Source organism: Cyclobacterium sediminis, assembly GCF_054781075.1.
This window is the reverse complement of the sequence record NZ_BAAGVC010000004.1, coordinates 99,918-119,640: the sequence shown is the minus strand read 5'-3', so window position 1 is coordinate 119,640 and position 19,723 is coordinate 99,918. Positions and strand designations below refer to the sequence as shown.

Sequence of the window (19,723 nt, the reverse complement as noted above, 5' to 3'; positions counted from 1 at the left end):
ATACACAGTAGATTGATAAATTATTTCTCCTCTTCTTATTTTACTTGGATACCTCAAGCCCCAATAGCCTTGTAAATTGTTAATGATTTCACCAATCGTCCTCTTCCTCAGGGGTTTGTGTTTCTTTCTCTTTATAATCTGAGAAATAACTATTAAAATTTTCCTCAGGTATTAAGTTGATAGTCTGCAGTAATTCATTGACTTTCAATAGTATTTCATAGCCCGGTTCTTGTATGTGCATAGGCACCTTAAATAACCTGGGGTCATCTTTTTTTAAGCTGCCTTCTGCGGAAAAAAGAAAAGGCCATAAGGTTTTAGAACAGGAATAAGCAATATAATCTACAGGATATTTGTCTAGGTACTCAGAAACTTTTTCATTGATATCAGCAAAGAATTTCTCTGATGCTCCGAGTCTTACTCTTGATCCTGCTCGAGATTTGCCTTTGGTTTTTAAGTATTTTATTTGACTTTTTCCCTGCTTTTTTCTAACCATATAGGCCCTAAAAACCTTATGTTCGGTATTTACACCTTCCTCAAAATAGCCCAGAGCCGCTGTTCCGGCACGGATTAAAAAAATGATCCAATTCTTTTCAACTTTATATATCCCATTCTTCACTGGATCGAAAGCAAGAGAAAAAGGCAGCCAAACATCTCCTATAATTGTCTGCTTCTCATAAAGTCTAATTTTATGCCTTTCGGTATCATAGGATAAGTCTATCCCCTTTTCCGAAACCCAGGCTAAGAATTTTTCTATATCATTTATTATCATCAATTGGCTTTTGCGTAGGAAATATTGGTTGAATTCAAACCGATTTATCCACAATTGATGTACCATAGAAATCGATTTACCATCCAAAAATAAGAATAAAGATGACCTTATGGGTTTATTTTGTAAACTGATTTTGTTACATTAATTTTTATTTTGTCAGGGGTAAGGTTGTATCCCACGGTTTGCCTTTACTGTCTATTCCAATTAATAATTTAATCCAAAATATAGATTTATGAATATTGCCATGCTTGGTTCCGGGTTTATCGCTCGTTTTTATGCAGATACCCTTCATGCCCAAAGAAGAGTTGATCGGATAATTACTGTTTATTCCAGAAATGAGGACAATGCAAAAAGATTTGCAGCAGATTATGAACTGGAAAGTTACAGTACCTCAATGGATGAGGTAATTATGAATGAATCTGTAGAGGTCGTTATCATTTCATTGCCCAATCATTTGCACGAAGAGGCAGTGATGGCCTGTGTAAAAGCCGGTAAAGCAGTATTGTGTACCAAGCCTTTGGGGCGAACGGCCAAGGAGGCAAAGAAAATGCTTGAGGCTGTTGAAAAAGCCGGGATTTTTGCCGGTTATTTAGAAGACCTGTGTTATACACCAAAATTTTTAAAGTCGGTAGAAAGCGTTAATAATGGGAGTTTGGGAAAAATTTTATGGACCAAATCCAGAGAAGCACATCCTGGCCCTCACAGTGATTGGTTTTGGGACAAAGAACAATCAGGAGGAGGTGCCATTATAGATTTGGGTTGCCATTGTGTGGAGATCGGAAGAAACTTTATTGGCAAGGATGTTCGTCCGGTAGAAGTCATGTGTTGGGCTGATACACAGGTACACCCCATAGATGCCGAAGATCATGCCATCGGATTAGTTAAATATGAGAATGGAGCCATAGGTCAATTTGAAGTAAGTTGGACCTTTAGGGGTGGGATGGACTTGAGAGATGAGGTGATGGGAACAGAAGGAACCATCTGGTTAAATAGTTTTCTTCGGACCGGGTTCGATCTTTTTACTACCGGAAAAGGTGACAATTACATTGCTGAGAAAGCGGAGTCGGATTCCGGTTGGCTATTCCCGGTAGGTGATGAAGCACACGAGCTGGGTTATCCTCATATGTTTACAGATATGTTTGATGCATTGGATAAAGGTAGAGCACCCGGAGAAACTTTTTATGATGGATACATTGTCAATGCCATATTGGATGCTGCCTTCTTATCAGCTAAAAGCAAAAATTGGGAGCAGGTAATCATAGAGGATTGGCGCGGAAATGAAGGAAATGAGGAGGAGAAGGCATATATAAGCCACGACGCAGAACACTTTTTAATTAAAAAGGAAATATTGCCCAATGGAGATGAAAAACTGATCTTGAAACACAAAGAAACCGGTAAGTTGATCCAAAGGACCTTAAAAAATTAACCATTTATACCCTCATTTTGCTGTAAGTCATAATATCCTGCTTTTTTAATAAAAAATCCAATGCGCCGAACTAAGTTTTTGCAATAATTAGGTTATTATTGCGCAGAAAATTAAATATTTTATTAATTACTTGTCAAATGCTCAATTTTTAGTTTTGACGGTAAGCGGAATGAATCATGCGAAAGAGTTTTACTTTATTATTAGTACTATTATTGGCCATACCCGGGATGGCGCAAAAAATCAATGATGACTACAGGTTAAATATTAAACGAGCCAGTTCTCCAATAATTATAGATGGAGTAATGGATGAACAGGCTTGGGCTGATGCCGATGTAGCCAAAGATTTTTACATGATTCTACCCATTGATACAAGTTATGCTGAAGTTAAGACTAAGGTTATGATGACCTATGATGATGACAAAATCTACCTATTGGTAATTAATCATCATGGAGAAGAAGGACCTTATTATGTAGAATCTCTACGAAGGGATTTTACCTTTGGTAAAAATGACAATTTTTTGCTATTCATGGATACTTTTGATGACCAAACTAACGGGTTTTCCTTTGGAGCCAATGCCGCGGGAGCACAGTGGGATGGTATCATGTATGGAGGTGGAAGTGTGGATTTAAGTTGGGACAATAAATGGTTTTCTAAGGTTCAAAATTACCCCGACAAATGGGTTTTTGAAGCAGCCATTCCTTTTAAATCCATACGGTATAAAAAAGGAATCAAAGAATGGGGAATTAACTTTAGCCGAAAAGACCTCAAGTCAACAGAAAAATCTTCCTGGGCCCCTGTTCCTCGTCAATTCCCTTCTGCCTCATTGGCTTATACCGGTATTTTGGTATGGGACGAAGCACCACCGGAACCTGGTATGAACGTATCTGTGATTCCTTACGTAATGGGAGGGATGGTGAAAGACAATGTCAGAGATTTACCATCAGATTATCAAAACAGAGTGGGGGTAGACGCTAAAATTGCCGTTAGTTCCTCTTTAAATTTAGATTTGACGGTTAACCCCGATTTTTCACAGGTTGAAGTAGATAGGCAAATTACAAATCTTGATCGTTTCGAATTGTTTTATCCTGAGCGGCGTCAATTTTTCCTGGAAAACGGAGATCTATTTGCCAGTTTTGGTTATGAAACCATCAGGCCGTTTTTCTCCAGAAGAATTGGGTTGAATGCACCCATTCAGTTTGGTGCCAGGCTAAGTGGGAAAATCAACAAGGATTGGCGTATAGGCGCCATGAACATGCAAACCGGAAAAGTGAGTGAAACCAATACTCCTTCGCAAAATTATACCGTTCTTGCCGGTCAAAGGAGGGTTGGACAAAGATCAAATATAGGTGTAATTTTTGTTAATCGGACCAATATTGGAAGCATTCCAACTGGAGGAGAAGGGGTAGAAAACCCAATAGCCAGTTATAATAGAAATGCCGGTTTGGAATACAATTTGGCCTCTTCTAACGGGAAATGGACAGGAAAAGCTTTTTATGTCAAATCGTTTAGCCCTATAGTTTCCAATGAAAGTGCCGTACATGCTGCCAATATTAAATATTTGGGAGGGAATTTGATTTGGGAATGGAAACACGAATATGTAGCGCCCAATTATTTGGCCGAAGTAGGCTATGTACCCAGAAACGGCTATTATCGAATTAATCCCAATGCTTCTTATTTATTTTTCCCAAAAAGTAAATTAATTCTAAACCATGGGCCAACAGTTAATACCTCCTTGTTTTATGACATGGACCTGAACCAAACAGACAATATTACTTCACTTTCCTATGGGATTAAATTTAGGAGTCAAAGTGTGCTGACAGCAAAATATGCCTACAATCACATCGTCTTACAACAAGAATTTGACCCTACCAATTATAGTCAAAATACCCTTGATGCTTTTACTGAACATCAGTGGAATGCTTACGGTTTGGAGTATATTTCTAAGCCCCAAAGCTTATTTACCTATACGCTTTCATCTCAGTATGGGGGCTACTTTGCTGATGGGGAAAGGTTAAACCTCGCCGGTGAAATTGGTTACCGTTTTCAACCTTATGTAGGCCTGTCTATAACTGGAAATTACAACCAAATAGACCTGCCCGAACCATGGGGAAACACCAAGTTTTGGCTGGTGGGACCTAGGGTAGATGTTACCTTTACCAATACCCTTTTCTTTACAGCTTTTGGACAATACAATGAGCAAATAAACAATATCAATCTAAATACAAGGTTTCAATGGAGATTTAAGCCTGCATCGGATCTATATTTGGTCTATACAGACAATTATGTCCCCGCACCATTTTACGTAAAAAATAGAACATTGGCATTAAAATTCACCTATTGGTGGACTTTATAAAACCCATTGGGAGTTACCATGAAGTAACTCCCAATAATTTTTCTCCCAAGGGACTTAGCTTTGCTCTTGGGTACTTTATTTTCTCCCATTCTCTAGGATCCCCCGGAAAAGCATAACCTGCAGGGGCTACCTTATTTTTCCAGGACGTGATTCTCCAATTTCGCTTTTCCTCATTGTCTTCCTCAGCAGGCATCATGGAGATATACTGGGCCATGCGGACCTGATCTTCACTAATATTTGGTCGGATGCCATGAGGGAGTTTGCTATTAAAAATCAACAAATCCCCTTCCATTAACTCTACTTTTTCCAATTCAAAACCACTGATATCAGGCTTAAAACGGTTCCTATCTTTTGGCTGCCCCTTTTTCCATGTTTCATAGCTCCGATAAAGTTCAGGCACACATTGAAACCCGCCAACATCTTTATTGTTTTGGTCATTCAATGCCACTAGACCTTGAACATTTTGAGGATTGGTTTCAGGGTCATAATCCCAGTGGATAAAACCTTTGAACTCAAACCCCGGCCTGGAAGGAAGATTGAGGTTGGCCCTATCTATGCTTACCCAGAGCTTATCCATGCCCCAAATATCAGTAAAAGCTTCATAGACTTTTGGATATTGTCTGATATCCCATAAGTATTGGTGGTTGTAAATTTCCACCATACCACTGTTGGTTAATTCTTTCATCTCCATATCTATAGAAGGTTTGGCATACCAGGAAGACATGTCTTCCGGATCTTTTTCCTCAAATTCCCATAATAGTTGAGACAACCTGGCAGTATAAGATTTAGGTACCGCCTGAGGAATAATCACATATCCATTTTTTACCCAAAAATCCCAATCTGACTCAGTCAATATTTGTAATGCCTTTCCATTGGACCTGTCATTCAAGTGGAATTTGCTTGAATAAGCTGTGGAAGGATTGCCTGGAATATCTTTGTGGTCTTTATTGCTGCCCATATCGAAAGTTTATTTAAAGAAGAATACCCCTAATCAATTTAAAAAATGTCTTAATCCAATTCAATTTTACCGATAAAACCATTTCCCTATGAAACTATTTTGGTGGAATTCAGTAAGAATATTGATGCAATGCCGAGTAAAAGTTAACAATTTTATTTAGTTTCTCCAATGAGATCAGCCATGAAGCAAATTCCTGACTTGATCTGCCTATATTTCCATTAATATAATTTAGTTTTAGCTTACCTTTCACAATGCTTACTTTTAATTATGATACCAAATCAACTCAAGCAATTCTATAAACCCATGCGTCTATGCTTACCTTTTATCCTCAGTTTATTTTTTATTGGCCATCTAGAAGCGCAACGTAGTGCTTCGGTTTATCATGGCCTTTTGAAGCTTCAGGAGACCAAAAAAGTATTGTATGTAGCTGCCCATCCTGATGATGAAAATACCAGGCTTATTGCTTACCTGGCCAATGAAGAAATGGCCGATGTGGCCTATCTATCTTTAACACGAGGTGATGGTGGACAAAATTTAATTGGTAAAGAGCTTGGGATGGAACTAGGGATGATTCGGACCCAAGAGCTCCTAAAAGCAAGGGAAACGGATGGGGGAAAACAGTTTTTCTCTCGAGCTATTGATTTTGGCTATAGTAGAAACCCCAATGAAACCTTGAACAATTGGGATCGGAAAAAACTATTGTCGGATGTGGTTTGGGTCATCCGTAATTTTCAGCCTGATATAATCATTACCAGGTTTAATACTACCCCGGGAATAACCCATGGTCACCATACCACTTCTGCAATTATTGCAGGGGAAGCATTTAAGGTTTCCGGAGATCCCAACGTTTTCCCTGAGCAATTGGATCATGTAAAACCCTGGTCTGCCAAAAGAATCTTTTGGAATGCATACAGTTGGGGTGGGGTATATGATCAAAAACCCGGTAAAAAGTATTTTGAATTTCCGGTAGGTAGTTTTAACCCTATACTGGGCATGACTTATTCTCAAATTGCAGCCAACAGTAGAACCATGCATAAATCACAGGGATTTGGTGCCACGGCTAGCATTGGTAGGGAAATGGATCTTATCGAACTGGTGGACGGCAAAACCTTTGATGTTTCTCCTTTTGAAGACCTGGAACCACGTTGGCTTCAGCTTTCCAATGGGAATTTAATTGCAGATAAAATCAGCCATTTGATCAATTCCTTTGACTTTGTGGCGCCTGCCAATAATATCGATCAATTGATTGAAATAAAGAAGGAGCTGAATAAGGTTCAGAAAAACTTACCTTGGGTCAAAGAGAAGCAAGAGCTTGTAGATCAATTGATAATGGAAACGTTGGGCTGGAGAGGGCTATTTCTTTCTGACAAGGAATTGAATTTTCCGGCTGCTACAGTACACAGCAAAATCATTTTAAATCAAGTCACTAATGAAAATATTAAAATAAATTCTTTTCAGATTCTTGATCAGGTGATTTCTCTTAATACTGATCTATCCAACAATAAAGCCATCGAAAAGGAGCTGGATTTTACCATTCCTAAAGATCATTTGAACTCCCAGCCTTATTGGCTTAGAAACCAACCTGAAAATAATTTATATACTGTAAAAGATCAGAAAAGGATAGGTAAGGCCTACAATTCACCGACAATATCGGGCCAATTGACTTTTACCCTATCCGGAGAGGAGTTTCAAATGGACTTACCCTTACAGTTTCGCTACAATGATCGGGTAAATGGTGAGATAATCCAACCGTTTAAAATTGTTCCTGAAGTAGCCATAGCTGTCAAACAAGACAATGTTTTCCTTCTTAATGAAGCTTCCGGAATAGTGGACGTTATGGTCAATTTTGGCAAAGAAATAAAAGAAGGGCAAATAAAAATTGAAGGATTAAATGATGGGGAATATAAGGTTAATGAAACTTTTAGAGATTTAAAAAATAAAGCGATTCATTTCCAAGTAGCATTAAGTAATGTGGAAGCAGAAGGGAAATCAGCGCATCAAATATCTTATGTTACCGATAATGATGAAGTATTCGATAAAGGAGTAAAAAGGATTTTATATCCTCACATTCCCAATTTAACCTACTTTCCAAATGTCTCCTTTAATTTAATCCGACTTAATCTAAATCTCAGTTCTCAAACCATTGGTTACATTCCGGGAGCCGGAGACAAGGTACCGGAGATCTTACAAAATCTGGGATATCAGGTTGAAACGATTGATGCGACTCAGCTTGGTTCAGACCTTCAAAAATATGGTACCATAATCACAGGAATCAGAGCTTTCAATGTGAACCAGGATATGGTTTCTAATAGAGATGCCTTAATGGATTATGTAAAAGCAGGAGGGAACCTTATCGTTCAATACAATACTACTGCCTCATTACTGAGCAATGAATTTGGACCATACCCCTTGACCCTTTCCAGGGATAGAGTGACAGTGGAAGATTCCCCTGTCAAAGTGCTACTCAAAAACAACCCTGTGCTCAATCAACCCAATGCAATTGAGTCTGTTGACTTTGACGGGTGGGTACAGGAAAGGGGCTTGTATTTTCCCGGCTCCTGGGATGAAAGGTATCAAAGTCCACTATTGATGCAGGATCCGGATGAAAATGCGTCTAAAGGAAGTCTTTTGCTTGCCCAATATGGCAAGGGAACCTATACTTATTCCGGCATATCCTGGTTTCGCTTGCTTCCTGCTGGTGTACCGGGGGCCATCAAGCTTTTTGTTAATCTAATCGAACAAGGCCATGAAAAATAGTAAAGCATTTGACCAATGGACCAAGCTATACTGGCTTCAATTGGTAGTTTTAGGGCTTTTAATAGGGCTATTTTATTGGTTAACTGAACACTATTCATGAGTTATCTTGACTGGACTGTCTTATTCGGGACTTTGTTTACCATAGCAGTATATGGTATTTATAAGACTTATGGTCCTAAGGATATGGACAAATACATTCGGGGAGGGAATGACATGAATTGGTTGACCATTGGACTCTCCATCATGGCCACTCAGGCTTCAGCGATTACCTTTTTAAGTACCCCCGGCCAGGCTTATTCAGATGGCATGCGCTTTATCCAATTTTATTTTGGCTTACCTGTTGCCATGATTGTGATTTGCATGTTTTTTTTACCGCTTTATTATCGGTTAAAAGTTTATACTGCCTATGAGTTTTTAGAACAGCGGTTTGACTTAAAGACAAGAACTTTGACCGCAGGTCTGTTTTTGATACAGAGAGGTTTAGCTGCTGGGATTACCATCTATGCGCCGGCCATTATTCTTTCTACTCTGTTGGGGTGGAACCTTACTTTTACCAATATTTTCATAGGTATTGTAGTGATTATCTATACGGTGTCAGGAGGAACCAAAGCTGTATCTGTAACCCAAAAACAGCAAATGACAGTAATGATGGGCGGGATGGTTTTGGCAGGAATAATTGTCATTCAAATGATCCCTGTAAGCTTTACCGAGGCCCTGCAAGTGGCAGGGAAAATGGAAAAGCTTAATATCGTCAATTTTGAATTTGATTTGTCAGACAGGTACAACTTTTGGTCAGGATTTACAGGAGCGCTTTTTCTATTTCTTTCTTATTTTGGTACGGACCAATCCCAGGTGCAGCGCTATCTTAGTGGCAGGACCCTAACCCAAAGCAGAATGGGGCTTATGATGAATGGCTTTCTAAAAGTACCCATGCAGTTTATTATACTCTTCATTGGGGTGATGGTCTTTGTCTTTTATCAATTTTACCAGCCACCGGTTATTTTCAATACCATTCAAACCGATAAATTGAAAGAAAGTGAGTACTTGGAAGATTTTAAAGTACTGGAAAACGAATACACCAATATATTTGAGAATAAAGAAAAAAGTATTCACAGCTTATTGGGTGCGATTGAATCAGAAGATGAAGCGGCTGTGGAGAAATACAAAGGGGCTATCAGTAGTCAAACCAAAGCCCAAGAAGAGGTCCGAGATAAAGTAAAAGAATTGATTGTGCAAAACGATCCCTTGGCTGAGACCCGTGATACAGATTATGTGTTCATGCGCTTTGTGATGGATTATTTACCGAAAGGAGTTATCGGTTTATTATTTGCAGTAATATTTAGTGCAGCCATGTCATCTACTGCTTCGGAGCTCAATGCATTGTCTTCTACAACTACCATCGATATTTATAGAAGGTCAATTAAGAAAGAAGAAAGCTCCAATCATTATATGAAATCTTCAAGGTGGTTTACGGTGCTGTGGGGCATTTTTGCCATTTTATTTGCAACCTATGCCACCCTTTTTGAAAACCTTATTCAGGCCGTTAATTTACTGGGCTCTTTGTTTTATGGCAGTATTCTGGGAATATTTATGGTTGCATTTTTTATGAAATGGGTAGGTGGCCGAGCTGTATTTATGGCAGCTATAATTTCAGAAATATTGATTTTAACCCTCCATTATTTCAATGGCCAAACCATAGGTGACTTGAGCATTGACATTGGGTTTTTATGGTACAATGCCATTGGATGTTTATTGGTAATGTTAATTGCTACCATTTTAAACTTGTTGCTCTCCAAACCTAAAGCTTCCAATCTTTAAATAGGATCAATGCATGAAATAAGCCTTGAAACAACACTGCAATTGCTTACAGTGCTGTTTCAAGGCTGATATTCTGGTTTACAAACCTTTGTAGTTTGGCTTTTATCTAATTGGAGAGGCCAACATTTCAATTTTATTGGTTTACACTACCTAATAGCTTTGGTTATAAGGTATCAATCAAACGTTGATTAAGGGCTACATAATCCGGGTTACCTGCTTCTTCTGCTAATTTCATTGATACTTGGGCAGTGGAAATAGCTTCTTGTTTTCTTCCTAAAGCAGCCAAAATTTTTGCTTTCAAGTGAACCGTATAATATTTCGCATCTTTCTCCACAGATTTTGTTACCCATTCAAGGGCTTTATTGAGGTCTTTTTCCTGCTTGTAATAATAATTGGCTGCTTGAAAAAGTAAGCCTGCATCATTGCTTTCACGGTCTATTAGCAGCGCTTTGATTTGACCCATAACTACTTGGTCGACTTCCATTTCAATTTTAAAACCCACTGATGTTTTGTCCCATGCGATATTGAGTTGTGCGCCTGAATCCGTTAGGTTGGAAAAGCTTATATGCATGGACTCTACTGTTTTTTTAAGCTTGGTTACCGGCACATTGATTCTAAGTGCATCATCCGCAGCATCATAGCCCATCGCACCCCATAGTTCTGTATTGTTTGAAAAAATAATGGTCCAAGATTTCTTCTCAGGAATGGTATACATGGCATATTTCCCGGCTTTCAGTGGCAAACCGTTTACTTTTATATCTATATCAAATTCCAGGGTAGTTGGGTTATTGGCACCGGTTCTCCATATCCTTCCATAGGGTACAAGTTCTCCAAAAATCTTTCTATTCTTTTTTCCGGGTCTTGAATAATCCAGGTGAATGGTTGTCAAACCTACCTGTTGTGAAACTTTACTGCTAGGACTCGCCTGAGGCATTTTAATCTGTGAAAATGCATTCAGTTGAACAACTGTAAATAGCATCATTAGGCAAACAATATTCTTTGTTTTCATGGATTTTATAATTAGATTGGCTTAAAGCTCTATAAAGAAAAGGATAACCTTACAGTATGGGTTATTATTTTGTTTAAACGGTAATATCACCCTTTTGTAAAGATAGTTAATTTGTTATTAATTAAATATCTGTCCTCTTTTTACTGTTTAAATTATCCAAAGACTGGATATTTTCGCAGCATCTTTAGGCGAGTTTTAAATTAATTATTTTATCCAAAACCAACCAATTCCTTTCATGGCATTAGCAATTGTTGCGCCAAATAAACCCGACAAAGAGCTTAATTCTTGGAGAAGTATTTTTCAAGAATTGGCTCCTGAAATCGACCTTCAAGTGTACCCTGAAATTAAAGATAAAGCCCTTGTTGAGGTAGTTGTATTGTGGCAGCATCCCAAAGACATTCTTAAAGAATTTCCCAATTTAAAGCTTATTTGTTCGATGGGCTCAGGTGTGGATCACATCATGGCAGATTACATTCCCAAAGGTGTGCCCATCACCCGAATTGTTGATCCACGACTTACTTTTTCCATGACAAATTATGTGGTAATGGGTATTCTCAATTTTCACCGTCAATTTAAAAGGTATATAACCAATAAAGCGCTTAAAAAATGGGACATGACCAAGCCTGAAATTCCCATCTCAGTAGGTGTCATGGGGGTAGGTGAGCTTGGTGGGGATGTATTGGATAAGTTGCATGCCTTAGGTATTTCATGTTATGGTTATGGAAATACACCTAAAACTTCCTTTCGCCATCCTTACTTTTTTGGTCCTCAACTTCAAGAATTTCTTGACAAGGTGAATGTGGTGGTTTGCTTATTGCCTTTAACACCAATAACTGAGGGCTTTCTGAATGGTGAACTATTTAAAAAATTCCAACCTGGAACTTATCTTATTAATGTTGCCAGAGGCAAACATTTGGTTGAGGATGATCTCATTCCAGCTATTGAATCAGGTCAGGTTTCCGGAGCCTTATTGGATGTTTTTAATAAAGAACCCTTGCCTGAATTGCATCCTTTTTGGGGCAGAGAAGAAATCATGGTCACTCCTCATATCGCTAGTATTACCAATTATAAAGCAGCGGCTCCCCAAATCATTGCCAATTATAAAAATGCAATCGAAAATAGACCTTTGATTAATGAGGTCAGTACTGTACAAGGATATTAAAATTTAATTATAAGAATTATTATGAAAAAATATACCATTCTTTGTCCTACTGACTTTTCAGAATGTGCGTTGAATGCCATAGAATATGCCGCAAGGTTGGGTGAAAAATTAAATGCAGAATTGATTTTATTTCATGTTCCTGAAACAGAAGATTATAAAAAATTATTTCCGAAAAAAGAATTGGAAGAAAGCCTTCATGCAGCCATAAGTAAGCTTAATTGTTTGGTGAAAACTGTGGAAGAGGAAAGCCTTGACAAAGGTTTACATGCCTGTAATTCCCTGGTAAAAGAAGGAAAAGCTGTAAATACAATTCTAGAATATGCGGATGAAAATAAGGTTGACCTTATCATTATGGGAACGGAAGGGGTCAATGAATTCAAAAAAAATTATATAGGGACCAAAGCATCTAGGGTGGTTCAAGATGCCAACTGTGATGTATTTATTATTCCTAGAAAAGTATTTTTTAAACCTCCCCGAAAAATGGTATATGCGACGGATTATATGGAAGAAGACAAACTGGCCATTCAAAAGGTAGTAAAAATCGCAGGTTTGTTTGATTCAGAAATAGACGTAGTACATGTAAGTTCAAAAGCGAATATCATCGACAAAGCCATGCACTCTTCCCTAAAAGAGGAATTGGCACCTTTTGCTCACTATGACAAAATGAACTTTGTTTTGAAATCCTACAGAGATGATGCAGCTTTGGGTCTAGAAAACTACCTGATTACTTCCAAGGGAAATATATTGTTTACACTTAGTAAGAAAAAGACTTGGTTTGAAAACCTATTCACCAAGAACCTTTCGAAGAAAATGTCTTATTTTATCAATAAACCACTTTATGTGATCAAAAACCTTTGAACTTTTCTTTTATAAAGGACTTAAATTCATCTCTTGTTTTTTTATCCGTAAATATACTTCCCAAAGTATTAAAATAGGTACTGAAACTCAGGGGTTTTTTGTCAGAAATGGGAGGGAGGTTTTCATTGGCTGAGTTCTCTTTTATTTTTGGTGGCGGAGTAGGGTTTTCTTTTGTTTTTTCGGGTGCTTGATATCCGGTAAGCTTGTCAGCTACTGAAAAACTTTGCTGTGATTTTTCCTTGTAGCCAAGTTTCTCCTCTACGATTCCTTTGTTATTGTGGGCCACGGCATCTTCCGGGTCAAGTTCAATGGCCTTTTCGTAATCCGCTATGGCACCTTTTAAATCACCAATTCGGTCCCTGAAATAAGCTCTACTAGAGTAGCGATAGGGGTTGTTTGGATCCAGGTTAAGCGCTTGGTCAAATCCTTCCATCGCCTCTTTGTTGCGATCAAGTAAATGCAGCACCACTGCCTTGTCTGAAATATAGGTTGTATTGTAAGGGTCTGCTCTTAATAATAAGTCAAAATCAATTAATGCTGCTTCCATGGCCCCCAACCTGGATTGAACCCTGGCCCTAAAATGCAGGTAAGCAGGTTGAGATCCTTCTTCTTTGATTAACCTGTTGAATACTGCCAAAGCCTCTTCAAATTTTCCTTCCTTATAATAAGAGATACCAGTTTCTATTGTTTCCACCTTTAATTTGATTTGTGATATAATACATACAAAAGTAATGAAGGTATTGTTTCATTCAACAGTTAATAATCCTTTATTCTTTTTATATTTGAACTGTTTTTGTTTCATTTTTAAATCAGGTATGGCCAGTAAACCGGAAAGTATTTTAAAAGAGCTGGAAGCAAATAAATTTGCCCCTATTTATTTTCTTCAGGGTGAAGAGCCCTATTTCATTGATAAAATTTCAGATTTCATTGAAAACAATGCCCTAGCACCTCAGGACCGTAGTTTTAACCAAACCATAATGTATGGCAAAGAATCGACTATTGCTTCGATTCTTACCAATGCAAAACGTTTTCCTATGATGGCAGACAGGCAAGTGGTCATTGTAAAGGAAGCACAAAATGTTTTTGAAATTGGAAAAGAAGCCGGGGATCAACAGTTGATCGCCTATATCAATAATCCGCTGCCAAGCACCATTTTGGTTTTCGCCTATAAATACAAAACTTTGGATGGCCGGAAAGCCCTAGCCAAAGAGTTGGATAAAAAAGCCATACTGGTAAAATCAGACAAAGTTCCTGAATACAAACTTTCCCCATATATTGAACAATATGTGAAATCAAAGGGACATTCAATCGAAACAAAGGCCTGCCAAATTCTTGCTGAATCTATTGGCAATAATATGGAAGTGCTGACCAATGAAATTGATAAAATGATTATCAATTTTAATGAACCTGTTAAAATCAACCCGAGTCATATCCAACAATACATTGGAATCAGTAAGGATTTTAACAATTTTGAATTGACCAAAGCCCTAAGTTACAAAGATGTTAATAAGGCGAACACCATCATTAATTACTTTGGTCAGAATATCAAATCCCATCCGTTAATACCCATTTTAACACTTTTATACATTCATTTCTCTCGGCTATTGCTGGTCAAAGCCAATAAAAATCTTGGCGAAAGAGAATTGGCCGGGCTGATCAAGGTAAACCCTTATTTTGTAAAAGAATATACCATAGCGGCAAAGAATTATTCTTTAGGCAAGATTATTGATGTGGTGGGATACCTAAAGGAGGCGGATTTACGTTCCAAAGGTGTAACCACTTCAAATGCTGTAGACGATAGTCAAATATTAAAAGAACTAATTTTTAAAATTCTTCATTGACCACTATTTGAGAATGAGAAAAACATTGCTATTGTATGGTTTATCCTTGCTAATTTACAGTCAGGCTTATACCCAATCCAGTTTACATCAAACAAGCCTGGAAGCTAAATTTCAGGATGCCCTTGAACTGTTTCACAAAGATCAATTTTCTTCCTCTCGAGAGGCCTTTGATAGGTTGACTTTACATCCGGATATAGAGAACAACAGCCGAGAAGTAGCTATTGCTTATTATAGGGCATTATCTGCCTTACGGGGTGATTTCCCTGAAGGGACTTCCCTGATGGATGCTTTTATACTGGATTATCCCAATGAATCATTAAGAAATGAAGCAGCTTGGATATTAGGGAACGACTATTTCCAAAGCAAGAATTACAAAAAGGCCATTAGCAATTTTGATTTGCTTAAAAATGTACCCCTAAGTACTGAAAGACATCCGGAAATGTTTTTTAAAATGGGGTACAGTTACTTTCAGTTAAATAATTTTGGCCAAGCCAAAAACTATTTTGAGAGGGCAAAAAGGTATCGTAGCCCTTTTTTGGCCAGTGCCTATTTTTATGCAGGCTATTGTTCTTTTGAAGAAGGCGACTTTGAAGCTGCCGCCAAAGATTTTAAGGAGGCAGAGAAATCTGCTGAATACAGCCTAAAGGTCCCCTATATGTTGGCCGGTATCTATTACCGACAAAATAAATTGGATACCCTGATTACCTATGCTGCTCCAATAGTAAATAAGAAGAATTTGGAAAGTAGTGAACAAATTCACTTGTTATTGGCAGAAGCATATTATGAAAAACTGAATTATGCCCAAGCAGCTTTTCACTATATGGGCTTTGTATCTGCCAACAAAGGAAAGCTTTCCAGAGATCAACAATACAAGGCTGGTGTAGCCCATTACGAAAACAAGCAGTTTGCTGAAGCAAGCCAGTTTTTTAAAGAAGTAGCTTTGGTAAACGATGAACTAGGTCATTTGGCTAGTTATTTTTTAGGTTATGCTTATGTGCAACAGAAAAATTTACCTTTTGCCGCCAATAGTTTCAATGCAGCCTACAAAATGGACTTTAGGCCGGAAATTAAAGAAGAAGCCCTTTTCAATTATGCGAAAGTTAGTTTGGAATTGGGTAAATTTCAAGAGGCCATTACTGCCCTGGACAAGTACCTGAATGATTATCCCCAAGGGAGTCAAAAAACAGCTGCAGAAAACTTGCTCAGTGATGCGCTGGTGAATACCAACAATTATCTCCGGGCCATCGGCCATATGGAGAAAATGAACAATAAGTCCAGAAGGATTCAAGAAGCCTATCAGAAAGTTACTTTCTATCAAGCCATGACCTATTACAGGGACAACAATTTGAAAGGCACGCAACAAATGCTGACCAAGTCCTTACAATTTCCGGTAAATAAATCCCTTCAATTTCAGGCCCAATTTTGGAAAGGCGAGGCCAATGCTGCCAATAATAATGCTGCAGCCGCCATACAGGCTTATGAGAGATTGATCAGCATGAACCCTCCTTCAATGGATCCAAGTTTGATCCGGGCGCATTATGGTTTAGGCTATGCTTATTTTAATGAGGGACAATATGAAAAAGCGGAAAGACAGTTTAAAACCTATACCGATAAATTAAAAAACAGCAGTGATAAGCAACACTATGAAGATGCGTTTGTGAGGTTGGGTGATACCTATTATGTTCAGAAGAAATTCACCGATGCAGCCAATGTTTTTAGAAGGGCAGTAGCAGAAAACAATCAATATAGCGATTATGCTTATTTCAGAGGGGGAGTGGTAGCCAATTTCCAAAATAACAATAGAGAGGCAATTAGGCAATTGGACATGGTCATTAACAATTATCCGAATAGCCTTTACATGGAAGATGCCCTCTATCAGAAGGCACAAATACACATGGAAGAACTCAACTATAGCCAAGCAAGGGATGTGTTTTCTCAATTGATTAGCAAAAAACCAAACAGTCCATTTATACCCTATGCTTTAGAGGGCAGAGCGGTTGCCAATTATTCTTTGAAAGACTATGATCAGGCCATAGAGGATTATAAAATGATCTTGGATAACTATCCAAATTCAGAAAATGGCGAAACGGCCTTGGTTGGTTTGCAAGAGAGTTTGTCTTTACAAGGTAGGTCGCAGGAGTTTTCTACTTACCTGTCCGGATATAGAAAATCGAATCCTAGCAATAATAACCTTCAAAATGTTGAATTTTCAGCTGCAAAAAGTCTGGTTTTCAATCAGTCTTACCGAGATGCTATCACTGCATTGGAAAACTTCATTAGAAATTATCCAAATTCAGCTCAAATTCCGGAGGCAAAATATTATTTAGGAGACGCCAATTTTAGGTTGGGAGATAAAACCAAGGCATTGGCTATCTTCTATGAAATAGAGAATACCAGTGACAACAACCTCAAAAGCCGTGTTTATCAAAAGATAGGACAGATTGAGTTTGAAAATGGCAATTTTGCAAAATCAATACCTTATTACCAGTTCATTGCAAAAAATGCTAGGAGCAAAGCGGAGGAATATGAAGCTACCTACGGTTTGATGCAGGCTTATTTTGAAACACAAAAATACAATGAAGCCATTATCAATGCAGATAAAATACTTGAACTTGGCAGTATCACCATAGACTCAGCGCCCAATGCACTTTTGATAAAGGCCAAGTCACTAGAAAATACCAAGGCCGAAATTCAAGCAATGGAAGTTTACCGGCATTTAATGGAAACCCATAAGACCGTCCAGGGGGCTGAAGCCTTGTATAAAATGGCTCTGCGCTTAAATCAAAAGGGTGAATATGAAGCTTCCAATGAATTGATTTTTGATAATTCGCAGCCTTTTACTCAGTACGCTTATTGGTATGGCAAGCAGTTTATTGTCCTTGCCCAGAATTATATAGCCATGGAGGAAAAATTTCAGGCCAAAGCAACTTTAGAATCCATCATTGAAAATGCCTCTGATGAGTCGGTCAAAGAGGAAGCAGAAACTTTATTGCAAACCATCAACTTAGCCAATTAATGAAGAATATTAAAAATTTAATAACTGGGCTGTTGGTATTGACAGGTGTTGTTCAAGGATATTCTCAAGAGACAACGGACCCGCAAAGAGGAGAAATAAGGGATACCGAATTTATTATACGTAAGGACAGGGTTTTAAGCTTACCAAGGCAATCCAGGTTTTTTGAAAAGAGTCCTGCCTTACCTCAGGTAACTACTTCCATCAATTATACCTACCAGGTAAAGAATTTTGCGGCAACGCTTGCTCCGGTTGATGTAAATTTTCAGCCCTATCAGAAACCATTTCCTAAGCCTGAAAGTGACCAAACCCAAGCCATTATAAAGTTGGGGTATGGCAATTATTCTTCCCCACTAATCCAAGCAGATTACCACAGTTTGGACAATTACGATTATACTTATGGAGCTCACCTTAAGCATCAAGGCTTTTACACAGGCCCAGTAGATGGGGAAAACTCTGCAGAAGACCATACCGACCTATTACTAAATGGTAGTCTTTACAGGGATGATTTTGAGATATTTGGAAGGCTGGGATACGAAAGGGATATGCATCACTTCTATGGATATACTCCGGATCCGGAAACCGCTATAATGCAAGACTCCATTCGTCAGGTTTTTGGTACTTTTAAAGTCATGGCAGGATTAAGACGTGTGGATAAAACTGAGCCCTTTGATTATGAGGCCAACCTTGCTTTAAGGCTTTTCAATGATCGATATGAGGCCAAGGAAACTGAGGTATTGATTCGAGCCAATGCAGGTTTTAGGGCCAATGACTTTCTTAAAGGCGGCATCAATAGCCTTTTGGCCTTTACCTCACCTCAGGATATTTATTATGAAGATATCAAGCGGAACTATTTTAAGTTACAACCTTACGTACAATATGCCAAAGAGTCCTTTAAGATCAAAGTAGGGGCGAATGTGGTCCAGGAGAATGATATTGTTCCCAATAAAACAGGAGATTTTCATATTTTCCCTATTTTGAAAATGTCCTACTTTGTGGTTCCTGAACTTGGAATTTATGGAGCTTACGAAGGGGATGTCATTAGAAATACCTATTATGACTTCATCCAGGAAAATCCCTTTTTAGGACCTTCAGAAAACCTGAAAAATACCATTCAAAATTTCCAAATAGATGCAGGAATCACCGGCAAAGCCAATGATCAGGTAAATTATAAAATTGGATTTAAGTATGGTGATTTCACCAATATGCATTTTTATGGAAACAATGAAATGGACAGTACTCGTTTTCAGTTAATTTATGACAATAACTCCAAGGTATTGGAATATCATGCTTCCTTAGATTTTAATTTTGATGATTGGTATCAATTGGATGCTTCAGCACATTATTACCATTATACATTGGATGAAATTAGCTTTGCCTGGCAAAGACCGGAGTGGGAGGTGAAATTAAACAATACCTTTACCCCAGACGATAAATGGTTGGTACATGCCAATGTCAATGCCATGGGAGGGATTAATGCGATAAATTTGGTATCTGACAACCAGAGAATACTTGGTACATTGGTGGACCTTCAAATAGGTGCTGATTATGCAATTACTAAAAGGTTTTCTGCTTTTGCCTATGGCAACAATCTGCTAAATCAAAAGTACCAACGCTTTAGCAATTATCCTGTTCGGGGGATTCAATTGATAGGTGGACTGAGTTTTAAATTTTGATAATTACTAACCATCCAATTAAAAAAAGAGTGGTAAGTCCCCAAAAATATAATTTGAGGATGGGGGATTTATTCGTATCAAT

Annotated in this window: 13 protein-coding genes; 9 read left to right on the top strand and 4 right to left on the bottom strand. The window is 38.1% G+C overall.

Translation table 11 applies throughout. The features are described 5' to 3' along the window. Positions 1–88: 88 nt before the first annotated feature. Positions 89–769 (bottom strand): hypothetical protein, encoded by a 681-nt coding sequence (locus ACYVHJ_RS07960; RefSeq protein WP_460513877.1) that lies wholly within the window; start codon positions 767–769, stop codon positions 89–91. Positions 770–1,001: 232 nt separating this feature from the next. Here ACYVHJ_RS07960 and ACYVHJ_RS07955 point away from each other — a divergent pair, with 232 nt between their 5' ends. Both ACYVHJ_RS07955 and ACYVHJ_RS07950 read left to right on the top strand, forming a co-directional pair. Then, complete coding sequence (locus tag ACYVHJ_RS07955) at positions 1,002–2,195, top strand: Gfo/Idh/MocA family protein (protein ID WP_460513875.1); 1,194 nt, start codon at positions 1,002–1,004, stop codon at positions 2,193–2,195. 176 nt (positions 2,196–2,371) lie between these two features. After that, positions 2,372–4,549, top strand: a complete 2,178-nt coding sequence (locus ACYVHJ_RS07950) for a DUF5916 domain-containing protein (protein WP_460513873.1) — start codon at positions 2,372–2,374, stop codon at positions 4,547–4,549. 13 nt (positions 4,550–4,562) lie between these two features. Here ACYVHJ_RS07950 and ACYVHJ_RS07945 read toward each other — a convergent pair whose 3' ends face one another. After that, positions 4,563–5,507 carry a phytanoyl-CoA dioxygenase family protein gene (locus ACYVHJ_RS07945; RefSeq protein WP_460513871.1) on the bottom strand — a complete coding sequence of 315 codons (945 nt, stop codon included), beginning with the start codon at positions 5,505–5,507 and terminating at the stop codon, positions 4,563–4,565. Positions 5,508–5,774: 267 nt separating this feature from the next. Between ACYVHJ_RS07945 and ACYVHJ_RS07940 the strand changes: the two genes are divergently transcribed. Beyond that, the gene (locus tag ACYVHJ_RS07940; protein ID WP_460513869.1) at positions 5,775–8,264 is read left to right on the top strand and encodes a PIG-L family deacetylase; all 2,490 of its coding nucleotides are present in this window, start codon (positions 5,775–5,777) and stop codon (positions 8,262–8,264) included. 96 nt (positions 8,265–8,360) lie between these two features. Beyond that, positions 8,361–10,082 carry a sodium:solute symporter family protein gene (locus tag ACYVHJ_RS07935; RefSeq protein WP_460513867.1) on the top strand — a complete coding sequence of 574 codons (1,722 nt, stop codon included), beginning with the start codon at positions 8,361–8,363 and terminating at the stop codon, positions 10,080–10,082. Between the two features lie 163 nt (positions 10,083–10,245). Here ACYVHJ_RS07935 and ACYVHJ_RS07930 read toward each other — a convergent pair whose 3' ends face one another. After that, on the bottom strand, positions 10,246–11,091 hold the full coding sequence (locus ACYVHJ_RS07930) for a DUF2911 domain-containing protein (protein WP_460513864.1): 846 nt from the start codon (positions 11,089–11,091) through the stop codon (positions 10,246–10,248). Positions 11,092–11,326: 235 nt separating this feature from the next. On the opposite strand from ACYVHJ_RS07930, the gene ACYVHJ_RS07925 reads away from it, so the two are divergent. After that, entirely contained in the window at positions 11,327–12,253 is a 927-nt protein-coding gene (locus ACYVHJ_RS07925) for a 2-hydroxyacid dehydrogenase (RefSeq protein WP_460513862.1), read from the top strand. Positions 12,254–12,274: 21 nt separating this feature from the next. Beyond that, positions 12,275–13,111 carry a universal stress protein gene (locus ACYVHJ_RS07920; protein WP_460513860.1) on the top strand — a complete coding sequence of 279 codons (837 nt, stop codon included), beginning with the start codon at positions 12,275–12,277 and terminating at the stop codon, positions 13,109–13,111. On the opposite strand, the gene ACYVHJ_RS07915 is transcribed toward ACYVHJ_RS07920, so the two are convergent. Beyond that, complete coding sequence (locus ACYVHJ_RS07915) at positions 13,098–13,805, bottom strand: tetratricopeptide repeat protein (RefSeq protein WP_460513858.1); 708 nt, start codon at positions 13,803–13,805, stop codon at positions 13,098–13,100. The two genes, ACYVHJ_RS07920 and ACYVHJ_RS07915, sit on opposite strands and share 14 nt — an antisense overlap. A gap of 121 nt (positions 13,806–13,926) precedes the next feature. Between ACYVHJ_RS07915 and holA the strand changes: the two genes are divergently transcribed. Genes holA through ACYVHJ_RS07900 form a run of 3 tightly spaced genes read left to right on the top strand, consistent with a single transcriptional unit; the run spans position 13,927 to position 19,641 of the window. Continuing rightward, entirely contained in the window at positions 13,927–14,952 is a 1,026-nt protein-coding gene (holA, locus tag ACYVHJ_RS07910) for a DNA polymerase III subunit delta (RefSeq protein ID WP_460513855.1), read from the top strand. Positions 14,953–14,965: 13 nt separating this feature from the next. After that, positions 14,966–17,968, top strand: a complete 3,003-nt coding sequence (locus ACYVHJ_RS07905; protein ID WP_460513853.1) for a tetratricopeptide repeat protein — start codon at positions 14,966–14,968, stop codon at positions 17,966–17,968. Beyond that, complete coding sequence (locus ACYVHJ_RS07900) at positions 17,968–19,641, top strand: TonB-dependent receptor (RefSeq protein ID WP_460513851.1); 1,674 nt, start codon at positions 17,968–17,970, stop codon at positions 19,639–19,641. The genes ACYVHJ_RS07905 and ACYVHJ_RS07900 overlap by 1 nt, the downstream gene beginning before the upstream one ends. Positions 19,642–19,723: the final 82 nt, after the last annotated feature.